At 55.6% G+C, this 24813-nt stretch carries 16 protein-coding genes, 1 rRNA gene and 2 other annotated features; of the genes, 13 read left to right on the top strand and 4 right to left on the bottom strand.

Annotation, left to right across the window (positions count from 1 at the left end):
* Positions 1-543: a sequence feature (23S ribosomal RNA rRNA prediction is too short), on the top strand.
* A gap of 15 nt (positions 544-558) precedes the next feature.
* Positions 559-824, top strand: a sequence feature (23S ribosomal RNA rRNA prediction is too short).
* Positions 825-901: 77 nt separating this feature from the next.
* The 4 genes from rrf to JTA15_RS16650 all read left to right on the top strand — a co-directional run bounded on the left by rrf (position 902) and on the right by JTA15_RS16650 (position 4141).
* Positions 902-1017 (top strand): 5S ribosomal RNA (gene rrf / locus JTA15_RS16665).
* 134 nt (positions 1018-1151) lie between these two features.
* On the top strand, positions 1152-2180 hold the full coding sequence (murB, locus tag JTA15_RS16660) for a UDP-N-acetylmuramate dehydrogenase (protein ID WP_050737721.1): 1029 nt from the start codon (positions 1152-1154) through the stop codon (positions 2178-2180).
* Positions 2177-3139 (top strand): bifunctional biotin--[acetyl-CoA-carboxylase] ligase/biotin operon repressor BirA, encoded by a 963-nt coding sequence (gene birA / locus JTA15_RS16655; RefSeq protein WP_219372515.1) that lies wholly within the window; start codon positions 2177-2179, stop codon positions 3137-3139. Before murB ends, birA begins: the two co-directional genes overlap by 4 nt.
* 6 nt (positions 3140-3145) lie before the next feature.
* Positions 3146-4141 (top strand): glycosyl hydrolase family 8, encoded by a 996-nt coding sequence (locus JTA15_RS16650; protein WP_040018274.1) that lies wholly within the window; start codon positions 3146-3148, stop codon positions 4139-4141.
* A 44-nt stretch (positions 4142-4185) separates the two neighbouring features.
* On the opposite strand, the gene bcsG is transcribed toward JTA15_RS16650, so the two are convergent.
* The 3 genes from bcsG to bcsE are packed head-to-tail and all read right to left on the bottom strand — an operon-like array spanning position 4186 to position 7611.
* On the bottom strand, positions 4186-5865 hold the full coding sequence (bcsG, locus tag JTA15_RS16645) for a cellulose biosynthesis protein BcsG (RefSeq protein WP_020884479.1): 1680 nt from the start codon (positions 5863-5865) through the stop codon (positions 4186-4188).
* Positions 5858-6055 (bottom strand): cellulose biosynthesis protein BcsF, encoded by a 198-nt coding sequence (gene bcsF, locus JTA15_RS16640; protein WP_025202797.1) that lies wholly within the window; start codon positions 6053-6055, stop codon positions 5858-5860. The genes bcsG and bcsF overlap by 8 nt, the downstream gene beginning before the upstream one ends.
* Positions 6049-7611 carry a cellulose biosynthesis c-di-GMP-binding protein BcsE gene (gene bcsE, locus JTA15_RS16635; RefSeq protein WP_020884480.1) on the bottom strand — a complete coding sequence of 521 codons (1563 nt, stop codon included), beginning with the start codon at positions 7609-7611 and terminating at the stop codon, positions 6049-6051. The genes bcsF and bcsE overlap by 7 nt, the downstream gene beginning before the upstream one ends.
* Positions 7612-7784: 173 nt before the next feature.
* On the opposite strand from bcsE, the gene bcsR reads away from it, so the two are divergent.
* The 9 genes from bcsR (at position 7785) to JTA15_RS16590 (ending at position 23649) form a co-directional block, all read left to right on the top strand.
* Complete coding sequence (gene bcsR, locus JTA15_RS16630) at positions 7785-7973, top strand: cellulose biosynthesis protein BcsR (protein WP_020884481.1); 189 nt, start codon at positions 7785-7787, stop codon at positions 7971-7973.
* A gap of 11 nt (positions 7974-7984) precedes the next feature.
* Entirely contained in the window at positions 7985-8737 is a 753-nt protein-coding gene (gene bcsQ, locus JTA15_RS16625; RefSeq protein ID WP_020884482.1) for a cellulose biosynthesis protein BcsQ, read from the top strand.
* Positions 8734-11349 carry a UDP-forming cellulose synthase catalytic subunit gene (gene bcsA / locus JTA15_RS16620; protein ID WP_025202799.1) on the top strand — a complete coding sequence of 872 codons (2616 nt, stop codon included), beginning with the start codon at positions 8734-8736 and terminating at the stop codon, positions 11347-11349. The genes bcsQ and bcsA overlap by 4 nt, the downstream gene beginning before the upstream one ends.
* 10 nt (positions 11350-11359) lie before the next feature.
* On the top strand, positions 11360-13780 hold the full coding sequence (gene bcsB, locus JTA15_RS16615; protein WP_032670490.1) for a cellulose biosynthesis cyclic di-GMP-binding regulatory protein BcsB: 2421 nt from the start codon (positions 11360-11362) through the stop codon (positions 13778-13780).
* A gap of 6 nt (positions 13781-13786) precedes the next feature.
* Complete coding sequence (gene bcsZ / locus JTA15_RS16610; RefSeq protein WP_020884485.1) at positions 13787-14893, top strand: cellulose synthase complex periplasmic endoglucanase BcsZ; 1107 nt, start codon at positions 13787-13789, stop codon at positions 14891-14893.
* Complete coding sequence (gene bcsC / locus JTA15_RS16605) at positions 14875-18357, top strand: cellulose synthase complex outer membrane protein BcsC (RefSeq protein ID WP_219372514.1); 3483 nt, start codon at positions 14875-14877, stop codon at positions 18355-18357. Before bcsZ ends, bcsC begins: the two co-directional genes overlap by 19 nt.
* Positions 18358-18476: 119 nt before the next feature.
* Positions 18477-20483, top strand: a complete 2007-nt coding sequence (gene hmsP, locus JTA15_RS16600) for a biofilm formation regulator HmsP (RefSeq protein ID WP_025202803.1) — start codon at positions 18477-18479, stop codon at positions 20481-20483.
* A 159-nt stretch (positions 20484-20642) separates the two neighbouring features.
* Entirely contained in the window at positions 20643-21929 is a 1287-nt protein-coding gene (locus JTA15_RS16595) for a dicarboxylate/amino acid:cation symporter (RefSeq protein ID WP_014172087.1), read from the top strand.
* Between the two features lie 226 nt (positions 21930-22155).
* Positions 22156-23649: a pitrilysin family protein gene (locus tag JTA15_RS16590; RefSeq protein WP_014172086.1), complete on the top strand. Its 1494-nt coding sequence runs from the start codon at positions 22156-22158 to the stop codon at positions 23647-23649.
* Between the two features lie 45 nt (positions 23650-23694).
* Here the strand turns inward: JTA15_RS16590 and JTA15_RS16585 are convergent, their stop codons facing one another.
* The gene (locus JTA15_RS16585) at positions 23695-24624 is read right to left on the bottom strand and encodes a sugar kinase (protein ID WP_219372513.1); all 930 of its coding nucleotides are present in this window, start codon (positions 24622-24624) and stop codon (positions 23695-23697) included.
* Between the last annotated feature and the right edge of the window lie 189 nt (positions 24625-24813).

The following is a 24813-nucleotide window of genomic DNA, read 5'->3' as shown; positions in this document are numbered from 1 at the left end:
TGAACCTTTACTATAGCTTGACACTGAACACTGGTCCTTGATGTGTAGGATAGGTGGGAGGCTTTGAAGCGTGGACGCCAGTCTGCGTGGAGCCAACCTTGAAATACCACCCTTTAATGGCTGGTGTTCTAACGTAGACCCGTGATCCGGGTTGCGGACAGTGTCTGGTGGGTAGTTTGACTGGGGCGGTCTCCTCCCAAAGAGTAACGGAGGAGCACGAAGGTTAGCTAATCCTGGTCGGACATCAGGAGGTTAGTGCAATGGCATAAGCTAGCTTGACTGCGAGAGTGACGGCTCGAGCAGGTGCGAAAGCAGGTCATAGTGATCCGGTGGTTCTGAATGGAAGGGCCATCGCTCAACGGATAAAAGGTACTCCGGGGATAACAGGCTGATACCGCCCAAGAGTTCATATCGACGGCGGTGTTTGGCACCTCGATGTCGGCTCATCACATCCTGGGGCTGAAGTAGGTCCCAAGGGTATGGCTGTTCGCCATTTAAAGTGGTACGCGAGCTGGGTTTAGAACGTCGTGAGACAGTTCGGTCCCTATCTGCCGTGGGCGCTGGAGAATTGAGGGGGGCTGCTCCTAGTACGAGAGGACCGGAGTGGACGCATCACTGGTGTTCGGGTTGTCATGCCAATGGCACTGCCCGGTAGCTAAATGCGGAAGAGATAAGTGCTGAAAGCATCTAAGCACGAAACTTGCCCCGAGATGAGTTCTCCCTGAGACTTTAAGTCTCCTGAAGGAACGTTGAAGACTACGACGTTGATAGGTCGGGTGTGTAAGCGCAGCGATGCGTTGAGCTAACCGATACTAATGAACCGTGAGGCTTAACCTTACAACGCCGAAGATGTTTTGGCGTGAGAGAGACGATTTTCAGCTGATACAGATTACAGAATTTGCCTGGCGGCTTTAGCGCGGTGGTCCCACCTGACCCCATGCCGAACTCAGAAGTGAAACGCCGTAGCGCCGATGGTAGTGTGGGGTCTCCCCATGTGAGAGTAGGGAACTGCCAGGCATCAAATAAGTGAAGAGGCCATCCGAAAGGATGGCCTTTTTGCGTTTTTATCCCTTCCTCGTTGCTCTAAACTAATCACCTATCCCCCCGTATATACGGTAAACTATCCCGGTTTTTGTCTCAGGATAGCGTCTATGAATCACTCCCTTAAGCCCTGGAATACCTTTGGCATTCAACGTAATGCTAATAAAATTGTACGTGCCGATACTGCACAGCAGCTGCTGGATGCCTGGCAAAGCGCAACAGAACAAGACGAACCTGTACTGATTCTGGGCGAAGGAAGTAATGTCCTGTTTCTCGATGATTTTGCGGGAACGGTGATCGTTAACCGCATCATGGGAATTGATGTGGAAGAGCGCGCCGATAGCTGGCATCTGCACGTTGGCGCCGGTGAAAACTGGCATCATCTGGTGCAATACACCCTGGACAAAGGGATGCCAGGACTGGAAAACCTTGCCCTTATCCCTGGCTGCGCCGGATCATCCCCCATTCAAAATATCGGTGCCTATGGCATCGAACTGAAACACGTTTGTGAATACGTCGATTGTATTGAGCTGGCGACCGGCGCGGCTCAGCGTTTAACCGCTGAACAGTGCCGTTTTGGCTACCGTGACAGTATTTTCAAGCATGAATATCAGGATCGCTACGTGATTGTCGCCGTAGGCCTGCGTCTGGCAAAAAACTGGCAGCCGGTGCTGACCTACGGTGATTTAACGCGTCTCGATCCCGAAACGGCGACTGCCCGTGACGTCTTTGACTCGGTGTGCCATATGCGCACGACCAAACTTCCTGATCCTAAAGTGAATGGAAATGCGGGAAGCTTCTTCAAAAACCCGGTTATCAGCAGCGAAAACGCACAAGCGTTTCTTGCAGGTTGGCCTGCCGCACCCCATTACCCACAGGCGGATGGTAGCGTGAAGCTGGCCGCGGGCTGGCTTATCGATCAATGTCAGTTAAAAGGCGCCTCCGTGGGCGGTGCGGCCGTTCATCGCCAGCAGGCTCTGGTGCTGATTAATCAAAACGATGCGACCAGCGAGGATGTTGTCCAGTTGGCCCATCACGTCCGTCAGCAAGTGGGCGAAAAATTTAACGTCTGGCTGGAGCCAGAGGTCCGCTTCATTGGCCGTACGGGTGAAGTGAATGCCGTGGAGGTTATCGCGTGAAGGACAATACTATCCCTTTAACCCTGATAAGCATTCTTGCCGACGGTGAATTCCATTCCGGCGAGCAGCTGGGTGAACACCTGGGCATGAGCCGTGCCGCCATTAACAAGCATATCCAGACCCTCCGCGACTGGGGTGTCGATGTCTTTACGATACCCGGAAAAGGCTACAGCCTGCCGGAGCCGATTCAACTGCTGAATGAAGCGCTGATCCGCAGCCAGGTAGAGCATGGCAATGTTGCGGTCTTGCCGGTGATCGATTCGACCAACCAGTACCTTATGGATCGACTCAGCGAATTATCTTCCGGGGATGCCTGTGTAGCCGAGTACCAGCAGGCCGGGCGTGGCCGTCGAGGCCGCAAGTGGTTTTCGCCATTTGGTGCCAACCTCTATCTCTCCATGTACTGGCGTCTGGAGCAGGGTCCCGCTGCTGCTGTTGGCCTGAGTCTGGTCATCGGGATTGTGATGGCAGAAGTGCTGCACGATCTGGGCGCTGATAAGGTGCGGGTGAAATGGCCAAACGATCTTTATCTGAACGATCGTAAACTTGCCGGTATTCTCGTTGAATTAACGGGTAAAACAGGCGACGCGGCGCAAATTGTCATTGGTGCAGGCCTCAATATGGTAATGCGCAATGTACAAAATGACGTGGTGAATCAGGCGTGGACCAATCTGCAGGAAGCGGGGATCACCATCGATCGCAACACCCTTGCCGTGCGTATGATTAAAGAATTACGCAGTTCGCTTTCGCTCTTTGAACAAGAGGGGCTGGCATCCTTCCTGTCCCGTTGGGAAAAGCTGGATAACTTTATTAACCGTCCGGTGAAATTGCTGATTGGTGATAAAGAGATCTACGGTATTTCCCGCGGCATCGACGCACAGGGCGCGTTGCTCCTGGAGCAGAATGGCGTGATCAAACCCTGGGTGGGCGGTGAGATTTCACTGCGCAGCGCGGAATAACCCATTATGCGAAAACCCGCATGCGCCGCTCTGGCCGTCATGATGAGTTTACTGTTCTCCCCCCTCTCTCAGGCGGGCCAGGCCTGGGAGAGTTACAAAGCACGCTTCTTTACGCCGGAAGGGCGGATTGTCGATACTGGCAACGGCAATGTTTCGCATACTGAAGGCCAGGGCTTCGCCATGCTGATGGCGGTGGCTAACGACGATAAAACCACGTTCGATAAGCTCTGGAAATGGACTGACAGTACGCTGAAGAACAAAGAAAATGGTCTGTTTTACTGGCGTTATAACCCTGCCGAGTCCAACCCGATTGCTGACAAAAATAACGCCGCCGATGGCGATGTCCTGATTGCCTGGGCGCTGTTGAAAGCGGATACGCGCTGGCATGACAAACAGTACAGCGCCGCATCGGATGCGATAACGAAAGCACTCATTAGCCACACCGTGACCCGTTATGCGGGTTACCGCGTGATGCTGCCCGGCGTCCAGGGGTTTACCCTCGACGGTGAGATCGTGCTTAACCCCTCTTATTTCGTCTTCCCGGCCTGGCAGGCCTTTGCCAGTCGCAGCCATTCGCCGGTCTGGGGCAAGTTGATTCAGGATGGCCATCGCTTGCTGGCAAAAATGGGATCGGGTAAAGCCAGACTTCCCACGGACTGGGTCTCGCTGGGCTCTACGGGCACGCTGTCCCCGGCCAAAGCCTGGCCGCCACGGATGAGCTACGACGCGATCCGCATTCCACTTTACCTGGCCTGGTCTGATAAGAAGAGCCCACTGTTAACGCCGTGGCGAGCCTGGTTCGGTCAGTTCCCCCGCGAACAAACTCCCGCATGGGTAAACGTGACGACCAATGAATATGCGCCTTACATGATGGAAGGGGGGCTGCTGGCGGTACGTGATTTAACGATGGGACAGCCATCCGGAGAACCCGAGATCACTGCAAAGGATGATTACTACTCCGCAAGCCTGAAAATGCTTGTATGGCTTGCTGAGCAGCCATAACGGAACGGGTGAGCCCTCTCCCCTGGGGGAGAGGGAAATGCGGTTTACTGCGGATAAGGTACCCAGTCTCCACCGTTCAGGCGAACGTATGGTTTGTTCTGATACTGAATCACAACCGCGTTCGCATTCTCAGAGACTTCGGCAGTTTGCGGCAGGTTACTGGTGAGCTGATCCCAGTTCACGCTGTCTTCCACAAACAGTTTGCCGTCAACCGCGCGGGCAACCAGTTCTGAAATGGCCAGATAGCTGGTTGGCTGAGCGATCTCAATCGGTGCGCCCTGATGAGGTGCCTTCATACCAAAGAATTTAATGCCTGCCGGTACGTTGGTAATAGACGGGCTAGGGATATCACGCAGACCTGACACCTGCATCCTGTCGCCTTTCAGCGCGGCGCCGTGTTCAGGTACCACAACCACCATCACTTTACGGCCCGATTTATCCAGCTCCGTAAAGAACGCGTCCAGTTCATCGAAGAATTTCTGCGCACGAACTTTATAATCGGCCGTTTTGCTCACGCCAGGGAAGTGGTTACCATCGTGAAGCGGCAGCGTGTTGTAGAACGTTGCACTGCGCGGATTACTGTCTTTTTCGATGGTCTTCAGCCAGCGTTGCAGCACGGCGGTATCGTCATAAACAGGTGAACCGTCAAAGCCCAGCAGAGTGACCGGCAGTCCGGTTTGATCCATCAGCTGTGCCTGCATACCACCCTGTTCGCGCACCTCTTTCAGGAAGTTACCGAACTGGCCGTTATGTCCCAGCATCAGATGCTGCGTGAAGCCCAGTTTTGAGAGGTTATCGAACAGATAACACTGGTTGCCGGCGGGTTGATACAGGTTCTTATGCGATGTCTGACCGCAGCTTGCGCGAAGCAGGCGAATTGCCGCCGGGCCGCTGTACGAAGTGGCAGAGTTAAAGTCTTTAAACTGGATATCGAAATGGGACCACAGCGGGTGAGACATCAAACCCGCGGCATCGACGTCAGCCCAGGAGAGTGAACAGATGTTGATCACCAGCAGCTCAAACGGCTGAGCATCCGCCGGCAGGGCTTCCGGGAATTTGGTCTGACGTTTATCTTCCGCGGTATAGAAGCTGGAGAGCCAGGCGTTCAGGTTAGTGGACGTCGGCGGTGCGGTCTGCGTCGGGATATCGCCGACCACAGGCGTATCACCTGCCGTCGTGACGGTTGCCGCTGCACTTCCCCCGGTAGTGGTCACCGTGGTCGTGGGTTGACCCGCGGGCCACAGGGAGAAGTCTGGACCTGCAAGCGTCAGCACGTTCAGCCAGATCATAATGGCGACGACAAATACCGTGACGCGGATCCATTGTGACAGGAACAGCCAGGCTACCAGCAGCACAAAGACGGCACCTATCATTTGCCAGTTAATAAAGCGCTCGGTCAGGTCAAGGACATAGCTGGCGCTAAACCCTGCCACCTGCGAACCCTGACTCATAATGCTGTCCGGTCCCGGCAGCCAGGTGTCATGCCAGAACAGAGCAAAGCCGACAGGGATAGCAATCCAGTGACGCAAGCGATGCAGCCTGATATTGGGCAAAGGCATCAGCAGGAAAGCCATAAACACCAGGTTGAGCAGGGGATGGAAATTCAGATAGCCTGCCCACAGCAGACCAAACTTCACCAGAAAGTAGAAGTTCCAGCCGGAAAGGCCGCGCCAGTATTGCCAGAGCGGCGATGGTGACGAAGCGGTATAGGTAGAATTAGTCATGTTTTCGGTCTGCCTTGACGTGTGATGCCCGTGTCAGTGTTCCGGCTGGTTTTACATAGCGAGGTTTTACAAACAGCACTCTGGCCGTATCGCGGATACGGCGTATGGAATGGCGTGCATAGTAGCCAAGCGGGAAAAAGATCAGCGCACAGAATACGACCAGTTGAATGATATCGCTGATATTCATGATGGTGCGTTCTCCCCATTCTCAGTTAACAGGCGAAGGGGTTCCGGTATTCGCCGCCAGACGTGTCCGTCATGTCGGGCGTTGAGAATCGGTTTGGCATCGCTCTTCACAGTGAGCGGTTTCGCCCATTGTTCAGGCTCGAGGGCGCGCATCTGCACCAGCTCTGCACTGATAGAATTATCTTCGAACCAGATCATACGGTTCGAGAAAATATCCCCGGTTGGCAGGGGGAAGATATGGTTAAGGGCGGTATCAAGATCGTTTATCCGGCAGAAAGACAAGAACAGCACCAGGCGGTTGTCGCCGATGGTCATGATGTCTCCTGTGCGGTTCGGACGGCATAACGTGAGCGCCTGTTCAACGCGGATACCCGGTACCGGGCGCAGGGCAACCATCACCCCTTTCCCGTCTGCAGGAAGCAGCGTGTTGCTCATCATGTTGCCGACGGCGTCGCAGAAGGTATCCCATTTCTGGTATCCGCGCAGCTTCATCGGCTGCGTCATGGAGAGCAGGGTGGAGATATCTTCCGGTACGTGACGGTTGAACTGCTGACCCTGAACGCTTTCGAGAAGCGTCAGGCAGCGTGATAGCGGCGCATTCCACGGAATGACCATATTGGCACCACAGCCCAGAAGCAGGCGCTCATCCGTGGCGCGAAGGCTGGTGTTATTTTCGCGCACCACTATTTTTAAGGCGCTTCCGCGCTGGCGACGTAAGGTGTGGATCTGTCGCGCCAGCGTTTCAATCTGGTTATTTTGCATGAGCGAAAAAACAATGGTTGCCGCCTGGGTTGTGCGAGCTTCATTAAAAAGCGCTTCGTTAGAATCAAACAACGACCAATTTTCCGAGAGCGCAGGTGCCCCCTCTAAAACGGCAATATGGCTCAGGATTCGTTTTTCATCGCTGCGCGGTTGCACCACGGTTTCTTCCTGCTGCGCCAGATGCCATTCGCCCTCAATATGTTTAAGGGTGAGCTGTTGTCTGGCGCTTACGCCTTTTTCATTACACCAGAACGCAATATCGTAGAGATAGCTGTCTGCCTGGTTCCGAAGACTCGCCAGACCAAACAGGGAGCGATATTCGCCCATTAAAAGGGAAAACAGTTTGTCGTTATTACTGCCAGGATTGACTATCAATAGCGTGCAATTTTGAAATTTTGCCCATTTATTGATTTTTTCCAGCCAGGGCAGTAGTTTTTCAGCAGGGATATTTTGCAGGGCGTTATTTGAGCATTTCAGAATCACCAGATAGTGATCCGGATCAATAGAGCACTGAATGTCGCGGGACAAAAAGTATAGACTATCGGCCTCCGCAGGCATGGAAAATAATCGCACCGTCTGCGGACCACGATCGTTTTCAAGGGTGATAATTTTCTTTGGCTCTTCGCCCATGCTCACGACGGCCACGCGGGAATCCTTGCCCTGAGCGGCAATTGTCTTGTTTACCAGACTGATAGCATCTTCATTACGATCCGTATTAATCCACCAGACTCCTCCGACTGGCATGTGGCTCAATTCGTCCCATAATGACTGGATGCCAATAGAAAATATGGAGTCCACGGTGTCCCTCTTTTCGTTTAATTTCTCTGTATCTCAGTTTACTAGCGAAAGCGTAGAAATAAACCTAACATTGAAATTAAAGAACATCAGATTTAGCATGTAAATGAAATTTGATAGGGCAGGAAGCCTCGCTACTTCTGATTGTGCGATTTTACTCAAAGGGATGGAATAGAATGGATAATAACGAACCCGGCACCCCAGTCGACTCAACCCTGGGTTACACATTCCAGAACGACTTTCTGGCGCTGACGCAGGCGTTTTCATTACCTGAAATAGATTACACCGACATTTCCCAGCGGGAACAGTTGGCCGCGGCTATTAAACGTTGGCCGCTATTAGCTGAATTTGCCCAACAACAATAAGGGAGCCATTGATGGCCATACTAGGATTACAGGGCGTCCGTGGTGGAGTAGGTACAACATCCGTTACCGCGGCGCTGGCGTGGTCATTACAGCTTTTAGGTGAATCGGTATTGGTGATTGACGCCTGTGCCGATAATTTGCTGCGCATGTCGTTTAATGTCGACTTTACGCGTACAGAGGGTTGGGCTCGCGCGCTGCTTGATGATAAAGACTGGCGCGATGCGGGTATGCGTTATACCTCGCAGCTTGATTTACTGCCCTTTGGCCAATTGACCACTACCGAGCGTGAAAATGAAGCTGCCTATCAGCGTCTGTTTTCCCAGTTCACCGTCGCGCTGCAGGAGCTGAAAGAAAAAGGCCATTATAAGTGGATCCTTCTGGATCTGCCGCACGGCGCCGGCACGCTGACCCGACAACTTATGGCGCAGTGCGATCGCGTGCTGTCGATTGTGAACGTCGACGCGAATTGCCATATCCGTCTGCATCAGCAAGGGTTGCCTGAAAATGGTCATATCCTGATTAACGATTTACGTATTGGCAGCCAGATCCAGGACGATCTGTATCAGGTTTGGCTGCAAAGCCAGCGCCGTCTGCTGCCGATTGTTATCCATCGTGATGAGGGCATGGCGGAATGCCTTGCCTCCAAACAGCCACTCGGTGAATACCGCAGCGATTCCCTGGCGGCAGAAGAGATCCTGACGCTGGCGAACTGGTGTCTGCTGCACTTTGCCAAAGGGGCAGAGCCTGCAGGGAGTTCTGTATGAGCCGTCTCGCCAGCTGGTTACTCATCCCGCCGGTCAGTTCGCGTCTGAGCGAACATTACCGGCATTTTCGCCGGCACGGAGCTTCGGCATTCAGCGCCGCGCTCGGCTGCTTCTGGATGATTCTGGCCTGGACGTTCATTCCCCTCGAACACCCGCGCTGGCAGCGCATTCGTGCGCAGCACAGTGAGTTATATCCGCATATTCATCCCGACCGCCCGCGACCGTTGGATCCGGCGCGTTATATCATTCAGGCTGTCTGGCTGGTGGCCACGTCGTCCCGCTCAGAAAACAAAGCGCCGCGCTGGCGCAGCTTCTCCCGCGTGCAACATTTACGTGAGCGCTATCACCAGTGGCTGGACAGTTTGCCTGACCGCGTGGGTGACAAGACCAGCCATCTGGATAACCATAAAGAGCTCGGGCATCTGCACCCGGGCTTGAGGCGTTTTATACTCGGCGTAATCGTCGTTTTCTCGCTCATACTGGCCCTGGTCTGTATTACGCAGCCCTTTAACCCTCTGGCACAGTTCACCTTCCTGATCCTGCTGTGGGGCGTGGCATTGCTGGTGCGCCGTATCCCGGGACGCTTCTCCGCCCTGATGCTGATAGTGCTGTCGCTGACCGTCTCCTGTCGCTACATCTGGTGGCGTTACACCTCAACGCTCAACTGGGATGACCCTGTCAGCCTGGTGTGCGGTCTGGTTCTGCTGTTTGCGGAAACGTACGCCTGGGTTGTACTGGTGCTGGGGTATTTCCAGGTCATCTGGCCGCTCAACCGTCAGCCGGTTCCGCTGCCAAAAGACACGTCACAATGGCCGTCTGTCGATCTCTTCGTGCCGACCTACAACGAAGACCTGAGCGTGGTAAAAAACACGATTTACGCCGCGCTGGGTATCGACTGGCCGAAAGATAAACTCAAAATCTGGGTCCTGGATGATGGCGGCCGCCCGGCGTTCCGCCAGTTCGCGGAAGAGGTGGGTGTCGAGTACATCGCCCGTACCACGCATGAACACGCCAAGGCCGGGAACATCAACAACGCCCTCAAGTATGCCAAAGGTGAGTTTGTCTCAATCTTTGACTGCGACCACGTGCCGACGCGCTCGTTCCTGCAGATGACGATGGGCTGGTTCCTGAAGGAGAAAGAGCTGGCGATGATGCAGACGCCGCACCACTTCTTCTCGCCGGATCCATTTGAACGTAACCTTGGCCGTTTCCGTAAAACCCCTAACGAAGGCACGCTGTTCTATGGCCTGGTGCAGGACGGGAACGACATGTGGGATGCGACCTTCTTCTGCGGTTCCTGTGCGGTTATTCGTCGTAAACCGCTGGATGAGATCGGTGGCATTGCCGTCGAAACGGTCACCGAAGATGCGCATACCTCGCTGCGCCTGCACCGTCGGGGCTACACCTCCGCGTATATGCGTATTCCGCAGGCCGCGGGTCTGGCAACGGAATCTCTCTCGGCGCACATCGGCCAGCGTATTCGCTGGGCGCGCGGCATGGTGCAGATTTTCCGTCTCGATAACCCCCTGATTGGGAAAGGGCTGAAACTCGCGCAGCGTCTGTGCTACGTCAACGCCATGTTCCACTTCCTGTCCGGTATCCCGCGCCTCATCTTCCTGACCGCGCCGCTGGCGTTCCTGCTTCTTCACGCCTATATCATCTACGCGCCTGCGCTGATGATTGCGCTGTTCGTTCTGCCGCACATGATTCACGCGAGCCTGACGAACTCGAAGATTCAGGGTAAATACCGCCATTCGTTCTGGAGTGAAATCTACGAAACGGTGCTGGCCTGGTACATCGCGCCGCCGACGATGGTGGCGCTGATCAACCCGCACAAAGGTAAATTCAACGTCACCGCGAAGGGCGGTCTGGTGGAAGAGGAGTATGTCGACTGGGTCATCTCCCGGCCGTACATCTTCCTGGTGTTGCTGAATATCGTGGGCGTGATTGCCGGTATCTGGCGCTACTTCTACGGCCCGGAAAACGAGATCCTGACCGTGTTCGTGAGCATGGCATGGGTGTTCTACAACCTGATTATCCTCGGCGGCGCGGTTGCGGTGTCGGTGGAGAGCAAACAGGTCCGCCGTGCGCATCGCGTGGAAATCTGCATGCCTGCGGCAATCGCCCGTGAAGATGGTCACCTCTTCTCCTGTACCGTGCACGACTTCTCAGACGGTGGTCTGGGGATAAAAATCAACGGTCAGGCGAAGGTGCTGGAAGGGCAGAAGGTTAACCTGCTGCTGAAGCGCGGCCAGCAGGAGTACGTCTTCCCGACGCAGGTGGTGCGTGTAGCCGGTAATGAAGTCGGTCTGCAGCTGATGCCGCTGACGAAAAAGCAACATATTGATTTTGTGCAGTGTACGTTTGCCCGCGCGGACACGTGGGCTCTCTGGCAGGACAGCTTCCCGGAAGATAAACCTCTGGAAAGCCTGCTGGATATTCTGAAGCTGGGGTTCCGTGGCTATCGTCACCTTGCAGAATTTGCCCCGTCGTCGGTGAAATTAATTTTCCGGTCCCTTACTTCGCTGGTTTCCTGGATCGTATCGTTCGTTCCTCGTCGTCCCGAGCGGGATGAGGCGAAGCAGGCGGACCCGGTTATGGCTCAACAATGATGATAACGCGATGAAAACTAAACTTTCCTGGTTATGTGCAGTGGCAATGGGGGTAAGTGCGCTCCCCACAACGATGGCTAACGCAGCACCCGATAACGCAGCGGCAACGCCTGCTCCGACGGTACCTGTGGTCGCCCAGGCGACCGATCCGGTTATCACCGCGGCACCCGGTCAAACGGAAAACGTCATTCCGAACCAGCCTACGGACGGCAACACCCTGCCGGCAGACAGCAATGTCGTCGGTCAGGTGATGCCGGGCGTACAGGGAGCAAACGCGCCTATTGTCGCGGAAGATGCCCCGTCACGGGACGTGAAGCTGAGCTTTGCGCAGATTGCGCCGCCGCCGGGTAGCATGGTGCTGCGCGGTATTAACCCTAACGGCGGCATTGAGTTCGGTATGCGCAGCGATGAGGTGGTCTCTCACGCCATGCTGAACCTTGAATACACGCCATCGCCGTCGCTGTTGCCGGTACAGTCTCAACTGAAGGTTTACCTGAATGATGAGCTGATGGACGTCCTGCCCGTCACGAAAGAGCAACTGGGTAAGAAAACACAGGCCCAGGTGCCAATTAACCCTCTTTTCATCACCGACTTTAACCGCATACGTCTGGAGTTTGTCGGTCACTACCGTGACGTCTGTGAGAACCCTGCCAGCAATACCCTGTGGGTAGACGTAGGACGCAACTCTTCGCTGCAGATGACCTACCAGTCGCTGGCGCTGAAAAACGACCTCTCGTCGTTCCCAGTTCCGTTCTTTGATCCGCGTGATAATCGTCAGTTAGTGCTGCCAATGGTGTTTGCGGCGTCTCCGGACGTCACCGAGCAGCTGGCGGCCACCATTGTGGCATCGTGGTTTGGTTCACGTTCCGGCTGGCGCGGGCAGAACTTCCCGGTGATGTACGACAAAATGCCGGACAGAAACGCGATCGTGTTTGCGACCAACGCGAAACGTCCTGCCTTCCTGCGCGATCACCCGGACGTAAAAGCGCCGACCATTGAGATGATGAGCCACCCGGATAACCCGTACGTGAAGCTGCTGGTGGTCTTCGGGCGTGATGATAAAGACCTGGTGCAGGCGGCCAAGGGCATTGCCCAGGGTAACGTTCTGTTCCGTGGAAACAGCGTGGTGGTGGATGAGGTTAAACCGCTGCTGCCGCGTAAACCTTATGATGCACCAAACTGGGTGCGTACTGACCGAGCCGTCACGTTTGGCGAACTGAAAACGTATGAAGAACAGCTGCAGGCGACGGGGCTTGAGCCAGCCCCGATTAGTCTGTCACTGAATCTGCCGCCAGACCTGTACCTGCTGCGCACCAACGGTATTGATATCAATCTGAGCTACCGTTACACCGCGCCGGCAACCAAAGACAGTTCACGCATGGATATCAGCCTGAACAACCAGTTCCTGCAATCTTTCAGTCTGACAAGCACGCAGGATACTAACCGACTGATGCTCCGTCTGCCGGTGTTGCAGGGGCTGCTGGACGGGAAAACGGACGTCTCTATTCCGGCGCTGAAGCTTGGGGCGATCAACCAGCTGCGCTTTGATTTCCAGTACATGAACCCGATGCCTGGCGGCTCGGTGGATAACTGCATCACCTTCCAGCAAGTACAGAACCACGTTGTGATTGGTGATGAGTCAACCATCGACTTCTCGAAGTATTATCACTTCCTTGCCATGCCGGACCTGCGTGCATTTGCCAATGCCAGCTTCCCGTTCAGCCGTATGGCCGACCTCTCTGAATCCATTGTCGTCATGCCAAAAGCGCCAAATGAGGGCCAGGTGACGACCCTGCTGGACACCATGGCGTCCGTGGGTGCACAGACCGGATTGCCGGCAATTAACGTCACGTTGACTGACGATGGTAGCCAGATCCAGAACAAAGACGCGGACATCATGGTGATCGGTAACATCCCGGATAAGCTGAAGGATGACAAGCGTATCGATCTGCTGGTCAAAGCAGCCCAGTCCTGGGTTAACACGCCACTGCGTCAGACCGAGTTCCCGAGCATTATGCCGGATATCAACGATCGTCAGGCCAGCGTGCAGACAACCGTTACGTCTCAGGGGCCAATGGCCGCGGTGGTTGGCTTCCAGTCACCTTACAACGAGCAGCGTAGCGTAGTGGCGCTCCTGGCGGACAGCCCGCGTGGGTATGCGTTACTCAACAGCGCGATGAACGACAGCGGCAAACGTGCCGCGATGTATGGTTCGGTGGCGGTGATCCGCGAGTCTGGGGTCAATAGCCTGCGCGTGGGCGATGTGTACTATGTGGGCCATCTGCCGTGGTTCGAGCGTCTGTGGTATGCGCTGGCTAACCATCCGGTTCTGCTGGCTATCCTGGCCGCCGTCAGCGTGGTGTTGCTGGCGTGGGTGCTGTGGCGTCTGCTGCGTATCATCAGCCGTCGTCGCCTTAACCCGGATGAGTAACAGGTGATGAAAGCGTTTCGCTGGTGTGTGTTAGCAGCGTTGATGCTGGCGGCGATCCCTCTTCGCGCCGCCTGCACCTGGCCTGCCTGGGAGCAGTTTAAAAAGGATTACATCAGTGAGAGCGGGCGTGTCATTGATCCCAGCGACACGCGCAAAATCACCACGTCGGAAGGGCAAAGCTATGCGTTGTTCTTTGCCCTGGCCGCGAACGATCGCAAAGCCTTTGATCAATTGTTGACGTGGACGCGCGACAACCTGGCCGGGGGCAATCTGAACGATAATTTGCCCGCCTGGCTATGGGGTCAGAAAGACCACGACAACTGGGCGATAATCGATACCAACTCCGCCTCGGATGCCGATGTCTGGATTGCCTGGTCACTGCTTGAGGCGGGCCGGCTGTGGAAACATCCGGACTATACCCGCACGGGTAAGGCGCTCCTTAAACGCATTGCCCATGAGGAAGTGGTGAAAGTACCGGGACTCGGCTCCATGCTGCTGCCCGGGAAGGTCGGTTTTGCCGAGGAGAAAGCCTGGCGCTTTAACCCCAGCTATCTTCCCCCGCAGATAGCGAGCTATTTCACGCGCTTTGGTGCCCCGTGGACGACCCTTCGTGAAACCAATCTGCGCTTGTTGCTGGAAACGGCGCCAAAGGGGTTTTCGCCGGACTGGGTGCAGTATCAGAAAAACAGAGGCTGGCATTTGCAGCAGGATAAATCGCTGGTGGGCGGCTACGACGCCATCCGCGTCTACCTCTGGGTCGGAATGATGAGTGACAAAGACGCCCAGAAAGCCCGGTTGCTTACGCGCTTCCGGCCGATGGCGACAATGACCACGAAACACGGTGTACCGCCGGAAAAAGTGGATGTGGCGAGCGGGAAGCCTGCGGGCAAGGGGCCGGTCGGCTTTTCCGCTGCGATGCTGCCTTTTTTACAGCAGCGTGATGCGCAGGCGGTACAGCGCCAGCGCGTTGCAGATAATTTTCCCGATAATAATGCCTATTACAGCTACGTACTGACTCTCTTCGGGCAAGGATGGGATCAGCATCGTTTTCGCTTCACCGCTCAAGGTGAATTAATACCGGACTGGGGCCAGGAATGCGCAACTTCACAGTAAATCTTCTCAGTTTATCGCTTAGCCTGGCACTGATGCCGCTGGCTCAGGCCGCTAACTCCCCGCAGCAGCAACAGCTGCTGCAACAGGTGCGGCTGGGTGAATCGACGCAGCGTGAGGATTTGGTTCGTCAGTCGCTCTACCGCCTTGAGCTGATTGACCCGAACAACCCCGACGTCATTGCGGCGCGCTTTCGTTACCTGCTTCGTCAGGGTGATAACGCCGGTGCGCAAAAAGAGCTGGATCGTCTGAAAGGGATCGCGCCGGGCTCCAGTGCGTATCAGTCCTCGCGCAATACGATGCTGCTTTCTACGCCTGAAGGCCGTCAGCAGTTACAGCAGGCCCGGTTACTGGCTACAACGGGTCATACTCAGGAGGCCATTGCGGCCTATGACAAGCTTTTTGACGGTAATCCGCCGGGCGGTGACGTGGCGACGGAATACTGGAATGTTGTGGCGAAAGATCCTGCCCGCCGTGGTGTCGCCATTAACCAGCTGAAGAAAATTAACGCCAGCAGTCCGGGCAATACGCAGCTGCAGGGCACGCTGGCCCAGCTGCTGTTCCAGACCGGTCGTCGCGATGAAGGCTTTGCGGTGTTGCAGGAGATGGCCAAATCCAGCAATGGCCGCAGCCAGGCATCTGATATGTGGTATGAGCAGATCAAAGATCAGCCTGTCAGCAACGCCAGCGTCAGCGCGCTGCAAAAATACCTGAGCGTCTTCAGCGACGGCGACAGCGTAGCGGCGGCGCGTACTCAACTTGATACGCAGCAAAAACAGCTCGCCGACCCAACGTTCCGTGCGAAAGCACAAGGGCTGGCGGCGGTGGATGCCGGGCAGGGCGATAAGGCGGTGGCGGATCTGCAAAAAGCGGTCAGCGCAAATCATGCCGACAGCGAAGCCGTGGGCGCGCTTGGACAGGCGTACTCTCAGAAAGGCGATCGCGCCCGTGCGGTGGCGCAGTTTGAAAAAGCGATCGCCCTCGATCCGCAGAGCGATAACCGCGGTAAATGGGACAGTTTGCTGAAAGTTAACCGCTACTGGCTGCTGATCCAGCAGGGTGATACCGCCCTGAAAGCGAACAATACGGCGCAGGCGGAACGTTATTACCAGCAGGCGCGTACCCTCGACAATACCGACAGTTATGCGGTGCTGGGGCTGGGAGATGCCGCAGCGGCGCGTAAAGACACGGCTGCGGCGGAACGTTATTACCGTCAGGCGCTGCGTATGGACAGCGGTAACAGCAATGCCGTTCGTGGCCTTGCCAATGTTTATCGTGCGCAGTCCCCGGAAAAGGCCTCGCAGTTTATCCAGTCGCTCTCTGCCAGCCAGCGCCGAAGCATTGATGACATTGAACGTAGCCTGACCAACGAGCAGCTGTCAGCCCAGGCGGAACAGCTGGAAAACCAGGGCCAATACGCTCAGGCGGCGGAAATTCAGCGTCGTCGTCTGGCACTCTCTCCGGGCGACGTCTGGATAACCTACCGTCTGTCGCGCGATCTCTATAGCGCGGGCCAGCGCAGCCAGGCGGATAACCTGATGCGCCAGCTTGCCAGCCAGAAACCGTCCGATCCGGAACAGGTGTATGCCAGTGGGCTGTATCTCTCCGGAAACGATCAGGACCGGGCCGCGCTCACGCATCTGGAGACGCTTCCGCGCAGCCAGTGGAACGCCAATATTAAGGAGCTTGCCGACCGCCTGCAGAGTAACCAGACGCTGGAAACGGCAAACCGACTGCGCGACAGCGGCAAAGAGCAGGAGGCGGAAAACCTCCTTCGCCAGCAGCCGTCCTCTACCCGTATCGACTTAACCCTTGCGGACTGGGCGCAGCAGCGCGGCGATCTGGAGGCCGCGAAAACGGCTTACAACACCGTGCTGGAGCGTGAACCGCAGAACGAAGATGCGATCCTCGGTCTGACCGAAGTGTATAGCGCCCAGGGCAACAAAGAGGCAGCCCGTGCCGCGCTGGCAAAACTGCCTGCTGCGCAAAACGGAGAGCCGCTGTCGCTCAATATGCAGCGCCGGATCGCGATGGCGCAGGCAGGCCTTGGGGATTCCGCCGCCGCAGAGCAGACGTTCAGCAAGATTATTCCTCAGGCGAAATCACAGCCTGCATCTATGGAAAACGCGCTGGTATTACGTGATGCCGCACGTTTCCAGACGCAAAATGGTCAGCCTCAGCAGGCACTGGAAACGTATAAAGATGCGATGGTGTCGTCAGGCGTCACGATGACACGTCCGGCTGACAATGACAGCTTTACCCGCCTGACGCGTAACGACGAAAAAGACGACTGGCTGAAACGCGGCGTGCGTAGCGACGCCGGTGATTTGTACCGTCAGCAGGATGTTAACGTCACGCTGCAGCATGATTACTGGGGCTCCAGCGGCACCGGCGGCTATTCCGATCTTAAAGCGCATACCACCATGTTACAGGCGGATGCACCACTGGCGGATGGCCGTATGTTCCTGCGTAGCGATTTGGTCAATATGGATGCCGGGTCCTTTTCCACCGATAACGGTACCTACGATCCGAAATGGGGCACTTGTGCCGAAACGCCGTGTAGTGGCAACACGCATCAGTCAGCAAATGGCGCGAGTATTGCCGTGGGCTGGCAGAACAAAACCTGGGCGTGGGATATTGGTACCACGCCGATGGGCTTTGACGTTGTCGACGTGGTCGGTGGTGTAAGCTACAGCAGCGACCTGGGGCCAATCGGTTATACCGTTAACGCCCATCGTCGCCCGATCTCCAGCTCTCTGCTCGCCTTTGCCGGGCAAAAAGATACCAACACCGGCACCACCTGGGGCGGCGTGCGCGCAACCGGCGGTGGCGCGAGCATCAGTTATGACAAAGGTGAGGCGCACGGCGTCTGGTCGAGCCTGAATGCGGAAACGCTGACGGGTAAAAATGTGGAAGATAACTGGCGCGTCCGCTGGATGACCGGTTACTACTACAAGCTCATCAATAAAAACAATGAGCGTCTGACCGTTGGCGTGAGCAACATGCTCTGGCACTACGATAAAGATCTGAGCGGTTATACCCTGGGTCAGGGCGGTTATTACAGCCCGCAGGAGTATGTCTCCTTCGCGTTGCCTGTCACCTGGCGTAAACGTACCGAGAACTGGTCCTGGGAGCTGGGCGGATCGGTGTCATGGTCTCATTCTAAAACTAACGACGTGATGCGCTATCCCATTCAGGGACTGATTCCGACCGATGAGCCCGGTCGCTACACCGACAGAGGCGAAATGGAAACCGGCAGCAGCTCCTCAGGCACGGGTTATACCGCACGGGCCATTATCGAGCGCCGGGTCACGTCCAACTGGTTTGTGGGCCTCGGTGTGGATATTCAGGAAGCAAAAGATTATACCCCAAGCCACGCACTGCTTTATGTTCGCTACTCTGCTGCAGGCTGGCAGGGCGATATGGACTTACCGCCGCAGCCGCTGATCCCTTACGCGGACTGGTAATCGGATTTAACTTAATCCATTTGTAAGTCTCTCTTAAAAGTACAGCAATCGGGTATACTCAGGCGCACCAGGTTTACACCCTGGTGCGCCCTGCGCTTCGAGTTTTGTGGAGAGTCATTTTGCGTGTCAGCCGTTCCTTAACTATCAAACAGATGGCGATGGTTTCTGCCGTCACAATGCTGTTTGTACTCCTTTTTTGCGTAATTTTGCTGTTTCATTCCGTACAGCAGAATCGCTATAACACGGCTTCGCAATTAGAAAGTATTGCCCGCTCGGTGCGTGGCCCGCTCTCTGCCTCTATTTTGAAAGGGGATATTCCCGAAGCGGAAACCATTTTAAAACGCATTCAGCCTGCCGGTGTCGTGAGCCGCGCAGACGTGGTGTTACCCAATCAGTTTCAGGCGCTGCGGATGAGTTTTATCCCCGAGCGCCCGGTCCCCATGATGGTGATGCGGCTGTTTGAACTGCCGGTGCAGATTTCGCTGCCGGTCTATTCGCTTGAGCGTCCCGCGAATCCACAGCCGTTGGCCTACCTTGTTCTGCAGGCAGACTCGTACCGCATGTACAAGTTCGTCATGAGCTGGGTTGTCACGTTAGTGACCACTTGCTTACTTATGACGCTTATTCTGAGCGTGGCGCTGACCTGGTGTATTAACCGTCTGATTGTGCATCCGCTACGCCGGATTGCCCGGGAGTTGAACACGCTTTCACCGCAGGACCAGGTGGGGCATCAGCTTCCGCTGCCGCGTCTTCATCATGATGACGAGATTGGTATGCTGGTACGCAGCTATAACCTCAACCAGCAGCGGATGCAGCGCCAGCAGGATGAGCTGAACAGCAGCGCCACGCGCTTCCCGGTGTCGGAGCTGCCCAATAAAGCCTTCCTGATGGCGATGCTGGAACAGACTGTCGCCCGCCAGCAAACCACCGCGCTGATGGTGATCGCCTGTGAAACCCTGCAGGACACCGCCGGCGTGCTCAAAGAGAACCAGCGTGAAATGCTGCTCTTGACGCTGGTGGAGAAAGTGAAGTCCGTGCTGGCCCCGCGCATGGTGCTGACCCAGGTCAGCGGGTATGACCTGGTGGTAATTGCCAACGGCGTGAAAGAGCCGTGGCATGCGATCACGTTAGGTCAGCAAGTACTCACTGTCATTAATGAGCGGCTGCCCATTCAGGGCATCCAGCTTCGTCCAAGCGCCAGTATCGGTATTGCGATGTACTACGGTGACTTAACGGCGGAACAGCTTTACCGTCGTGCTTTCTCGGCGGCGTTTACCGCCCGGCGCAAAGGGAAAAATCAGATCCAGTTCTTCGACCCGGAACAGATGGAAAGGGCGCAGCAGCGCCTGACGGAAGAGAGCGACATTTTGACCGCGCTGGATAACCGTCAGTTTGCCCTCTGGCTCCAGCCGCAGGTGAATTTGCTGACGGGCGAGGTGATCAGCGCGGAAGCGCTGCTGCGCGTGCAGCAGCCGGATGGTTCATGGGAATTGCCGGAAGGGCTCATTGAGCGCATCGAATCCTGTGGCCTGATGGTCACCGTCGGTTACTGGGTGCTGGAGGAGTCGTGCCGACAGCTTGCTGCCTGGCAGGAACGAGGCGTGACGCTCCCGCTGTCGGTCAACTTGTCCGCCCTGCAGCTGATGCATCCGACCATGGTGTCTGAGATGCTGGAGCTGATCCATCGTTACCGGATCAAGCCTGATACGCTGACGCTGGAAGTCACGGAAAGCCGGCGTATTGACGATCCTAATGAGGCGGTCGCGATTCTGAAACCGCTGCGTAATGCCGGTATACGCATCGCGCTGGACGATTTCGGTATGGGTTATGCCGGGCTGCGTCAGCTCCAGCATATGAAAACCCTGCCGGTGGATGTGCTGAAAATCGACAAAGCCTTTGTTGAAGGGTTGCCGGAAGACAGCAGCATGGTCCAGGCCATTATCCAGCTGGCCCGCAGCCTGAAACTGCAGCTTATTGCCGAAGGGATTGAGACAGACGCGCAGCGCACCTGGCTGGCTGAAGCGGGCGTGGAGGGCGGACAGGGCTTCCTGTTTGCACCGGCTGTTCCGTCGGATGTCTTTGAACAACGCTACCTTTCCGGTGGGGACAATAGCGCAAACGTGTAATTTTGTTGCTGGCTTGTGCGAGCCAGCTCAAAGTTCTTAACATTTGTGTTTCAAATTTGAACTGGGTTTATTTCTGTCCTGTTATACGGGTGTTATTTTAGAGCCGCAGGTTAACCATAACCTTACAAAGCCTGTGGTTTTTCTTCCCAAGGACACCCTATGAAAACCTCACTCTTCAAAAGTCTCTATTTTCAGGTCCTGACAGCCATCGCGATCGGTATTTTGCTTGGTCACTATTACCCTGAACTTGGCGCACAAATGAAACCGCTTGGCGACGCATTCGTTAAGCTCATCAAAATGGTCATCGCCCCGGTGATCTTCTGTACCGTCGTGACGGGCATCGCTGGCATGGAAAGCATGAAGGCGGTAGGCCGTACCGGTGCAGTGGCGCTTCTCTATTTCGAAGTGGTCAGTACCCTTGCGCTGATTATTGGTCTTATCATCGTGAACGTGGTGCAGCCCGGCGCGGGGATGAACGTTGACCCGTCGACGCTGGATGCCAAAGCGGTCGCGGTGTACGCCGATCAGGCGAAAGACCAGGGGGTAGTAGCCTTCCTGCTGGACGTTATCCCAGGCAGCGTCATCGGTGCATTCGCCAGCGGTAACATTCTGCAGGTGCTGCTGTTTGCCGTCATGTTTGGCTTTGCCCTGCACCGTCTGGGCAACAAAGGCCAGCTGATCTTTAACGTCATCGAAAGCTTCTCGCAGGTCATCTTCGGCATCATCAATATGATCATGCGCCTGGCGCCTATTGGGGCCTTCGGTGCGATGGCATTCACCATCGGTAAGTACGGCGTGGGTACCCTGGTGCAGCTGGGCCAGCTCATCATCTGCTTCTATATCACCTGTATTCTGTTCGTGGTGGTGGTGCTGGGCTCAATCGCCCGCGCGGCAGGGTTCAGCATTTTCAAATTTATCCGTTATATCCGCGAAGAGCTGCTGATTGTTCTGGGGACCTCTTCATCCGAATCGGCCCTGCCGCGCATGCTCGATAAGATGGAAAAGCTGGGCTGCCGTAAATCGGTGGTGGGGCTGGTCATCCCGACGGGCTACTCCTTCAACCTTGATGGCACCTCGATATACCTGACAATGGCGGCCGTGTTTATCGCTCAGGCGACCAATAGCCATATGGACATTTTCCATCAGGTTACCCTGCTGGTGGTGCTCCTGCTCTCGTCTAAAGGGGCCGCAGGTGTTACTGGCAGTGGCTTTATCGTGCTGGCGGCCACCATTTCCGCGGTCGGACACCTGCCGGTGGCGGGGCTGGCGCTGATTCTCGGTATTGACCGCTTTATGTCTGAAGCCCGTGCCTTAACCAACCTCGTAGGTAACGGTGTGGCAACGGTAGTCGTGGCAAAATGGGTGAAAGAGCTGGATCACAAAAAGCTCGACGATACGTTAAATAATCGCCAGTCAGACAGCAAAACTCCTGGTTTATCCTCTTAATATTGTCACAAATGCCCGCATTCCCTTGTCGGGATGCGGGCTCCTGCGCATAATAACTGTTCGTACCTGTCATAATTCGACAAGATTTTTTTTGGGTATATTTCACTTCTGACCGTGACGTTTTGTAGAACACGCGGTCTAATCGACGTGTTTTCATCGTCATCTTTAAGAGTGAAACGCGTCGCGAGACACTCTCTTTAACCAGGAATGTTGATCAGGGGTTCACATGCAGGGCACAAAAATTCGACTCTTAACCGGCGGTTTGCTGATGATGGCAGCAGCCAGTTATGTGCAGGCAGATGCGCTCCAGCCAGACCCGGCCTGGCAACAAGGGACACTAGCGAACGGTTTTCAGTGGCAGGTTTTAGCCACCCCACAACGTCCAAGTGACCGTGTTGAAATCCGTCTGTCTGTCAATACCGGCTCCCTCACGGAAAGCACTCAGCAAACCGGTTTTAGCCATTTTATTCCCCGACTGGCGCTCACGCAGAGCGGCAGTTTGCAAGCAGTTCAGGTGCGTTCGCTCTGGCAACAGGCCATTGATCCGAAACGCCCGCTTCCTCCGGCTGTGGTCTCGTATGACTACACCATGTTCAACCTGAGCCTGCCAAATAACCGTAACGACCTGCTCAAAGAAGCCCTTACGTATCTCGCCGATGCATCGGGCAATCTGGCGATTACGCCGGAAACCGTTAACTATGCGCTGAGCAACAGTGACATGGTTGCCACCTGGCCTGTGGACACCAAAGAGGGCTGGTGGCGTTACCGCCTGAAGGGTTCAACGCTGCTGGGGCATGACCCGGCCGAGCCGCTGAAACAGCCGGTGGACGCTGAGCAGGTAAAATCGTTCTACCAGAAATGGTACACCCCGGACGCGATGACGCTTATCGTGGTGGGGAATGTGGACAGCCGTGCGGTGGTGGAGCAGATCAACAAAGCGTTTGGCGAACTGAAAGGCAAACGCGAAACACCGGCCCCTGTCCCAACGCTCTCCCCGCTGCGCGCAGAGCCTGTCAGCATTATGACGGATACCGTTCGTCAGGATCGCCTCTCCGTCATGTGGGATAACGCCTGGCAGCCAATCCGTGAGTCAGCGGCGCTGCTGCGCTACTGGCGTGCCGATCTGGCACGTGAAGCGCTGTTCTGGCACGTTCAGCAGACGCTCAGCAAGAATAACGTGAAGAATATCGGTCTCGGCTTTGACTGCCGCGTGCTGTTCCAGCGTGCACAGTGTGCCATTAACGTTGAATCGCCGGGCGATAAGCTGAATGCGAATCTGGGCGTGGTGGCAAAAGAGCTGGCAAAAGTGCGCAAAGAGGGCCTGTCGGAAGAAGAGTTCAATGCGCTGGTCGCGCAGAAAAAACTTGAGCTGCAGAAGCTGTTTGCAACGTATGCCCGCGCCGATACCGACATTCTGATCAGCCAGCGTATTCGCTCACTGCAGAATCAGGTGGTGGATATCGCGCCGGAGCAGTACCAGAAGCTTCGTCAGGACTTCCTGGAGGGGTTGACCGTTGATATGTTGAATCAGGACTTACGTCAGCAGCTGTCGCAGGAAATGGCGTTGATTCTTCTGCAGCCGAAAGGCGAGCCGGAATATGACATGAAGGAACTTCAGTCGACCTGGAATACCATTATGGCCTCCGCGCCGCAGCCATCGCAGGCTGCTACGGCAGATGATTTGCACCAGGACGCAACGGATATCCCGCAGGGGCAGTAATGCCCCTCATTCAAAACCCTCTCCCTGTCGGAGAGGGTTTTGTTTTTACTGTGGCATTGCCTCACGCGGAATAATTGCCCCGCGATACTGGATCACGGTGCTCGCCGTCAGGTGTCCACGCTGGGCCGCCGCTTCAGGCGTCCCGCCCGTCAGACGCACCGCCAGATAGCCCGCACTGAATGAATCACCCGCCGCCGTCGTATCAATCACTTTCTCTTTCGGCAACGTCACCGCAGGAACGTCGATGACGGCTTCACCTGCGATGGCGACCAGACATGAATCAGCCCCGCGCTTAATCACCACTTCACTTACGCCGGCGGCCTGCGTACGCGCAATCACCTCATCAACGGGTTTCTCACCCCACAGCGCATCTTCATCATCGAGCGTCAGGAAGGCGATATCGGTGCATTGCAGTATCTGCTGATAAACCTGCTGCGTCTCTTCACGGCTGGCCCACAGGCGCGGACGGTAGTTATTATCGAAAATAACCTTGCCGCCATTGGCGCGGCATTCACGCAGTAACGACAGCAGCTTTTCACGGCTGGCTGAGCTTAAAATAGCCAGGCTAATCCCGCTCAGATAAAGATAATCAAAGGTGGCTAACGCTTCGCAGATGGCAGCCGCATCGTCGCTCTCCAGCCAGAATTTGGCCGCGGCTTCGTTACGCCAGTAGTAGAAGGTCCGCTCGCCGGTATCGTCGGTTTCAATGTAGTAAAGCCCCGGCAGGCGGTTTTCCATACGCTGTATCAGCGAGGTGTCCACCTGCTCACTCTGCCAGGCTTCCAGCATTTGCTGGCTGAAACTGTCCGTCCCCAGGGCGGTGACGTAGTTCACGGTAAGGGCCTCTGGGGTAACCTGACGGGCAATATAAACGGAGGTGTTTAACGTATCGCCACCAAAACCGCGGCTGACTTCCGCGCCTTTTTGTGACAACTCAATCATGCATTCGCCAATCACGGCAATTTTCTTGGTCATAGTCGTGAACCTGAACAGAGTAATTTTCGGTAGTGTGCGCTGAGTGAATTATGCGGTCAACTATATTAAAACGACGTTCCATTATTTTGTTTGAGCCAGCGCGTGTTCCTGTTAATTTCTGCCCGCTTAATTTCATTTTCCGGGTGAATTGAACATAAAGTTCTCAATTGCCGGGCCGATAACCCTTTG

The organism is Enterobacter sp. BIDMC 29, from assembly GCF_019378755.1.
In the GTDB taxonomy this organism is placed as follows: domain Bacteria; phylum Pseudomonadota; class Gammaproteobacteria; order Enterobacterales; family Enterobacteriaceae; genus Enterobacter; species Enterobacter ludwigii.
This window is presented reverse-complemented; position numbering and strand designations above follow the sequence as displayed.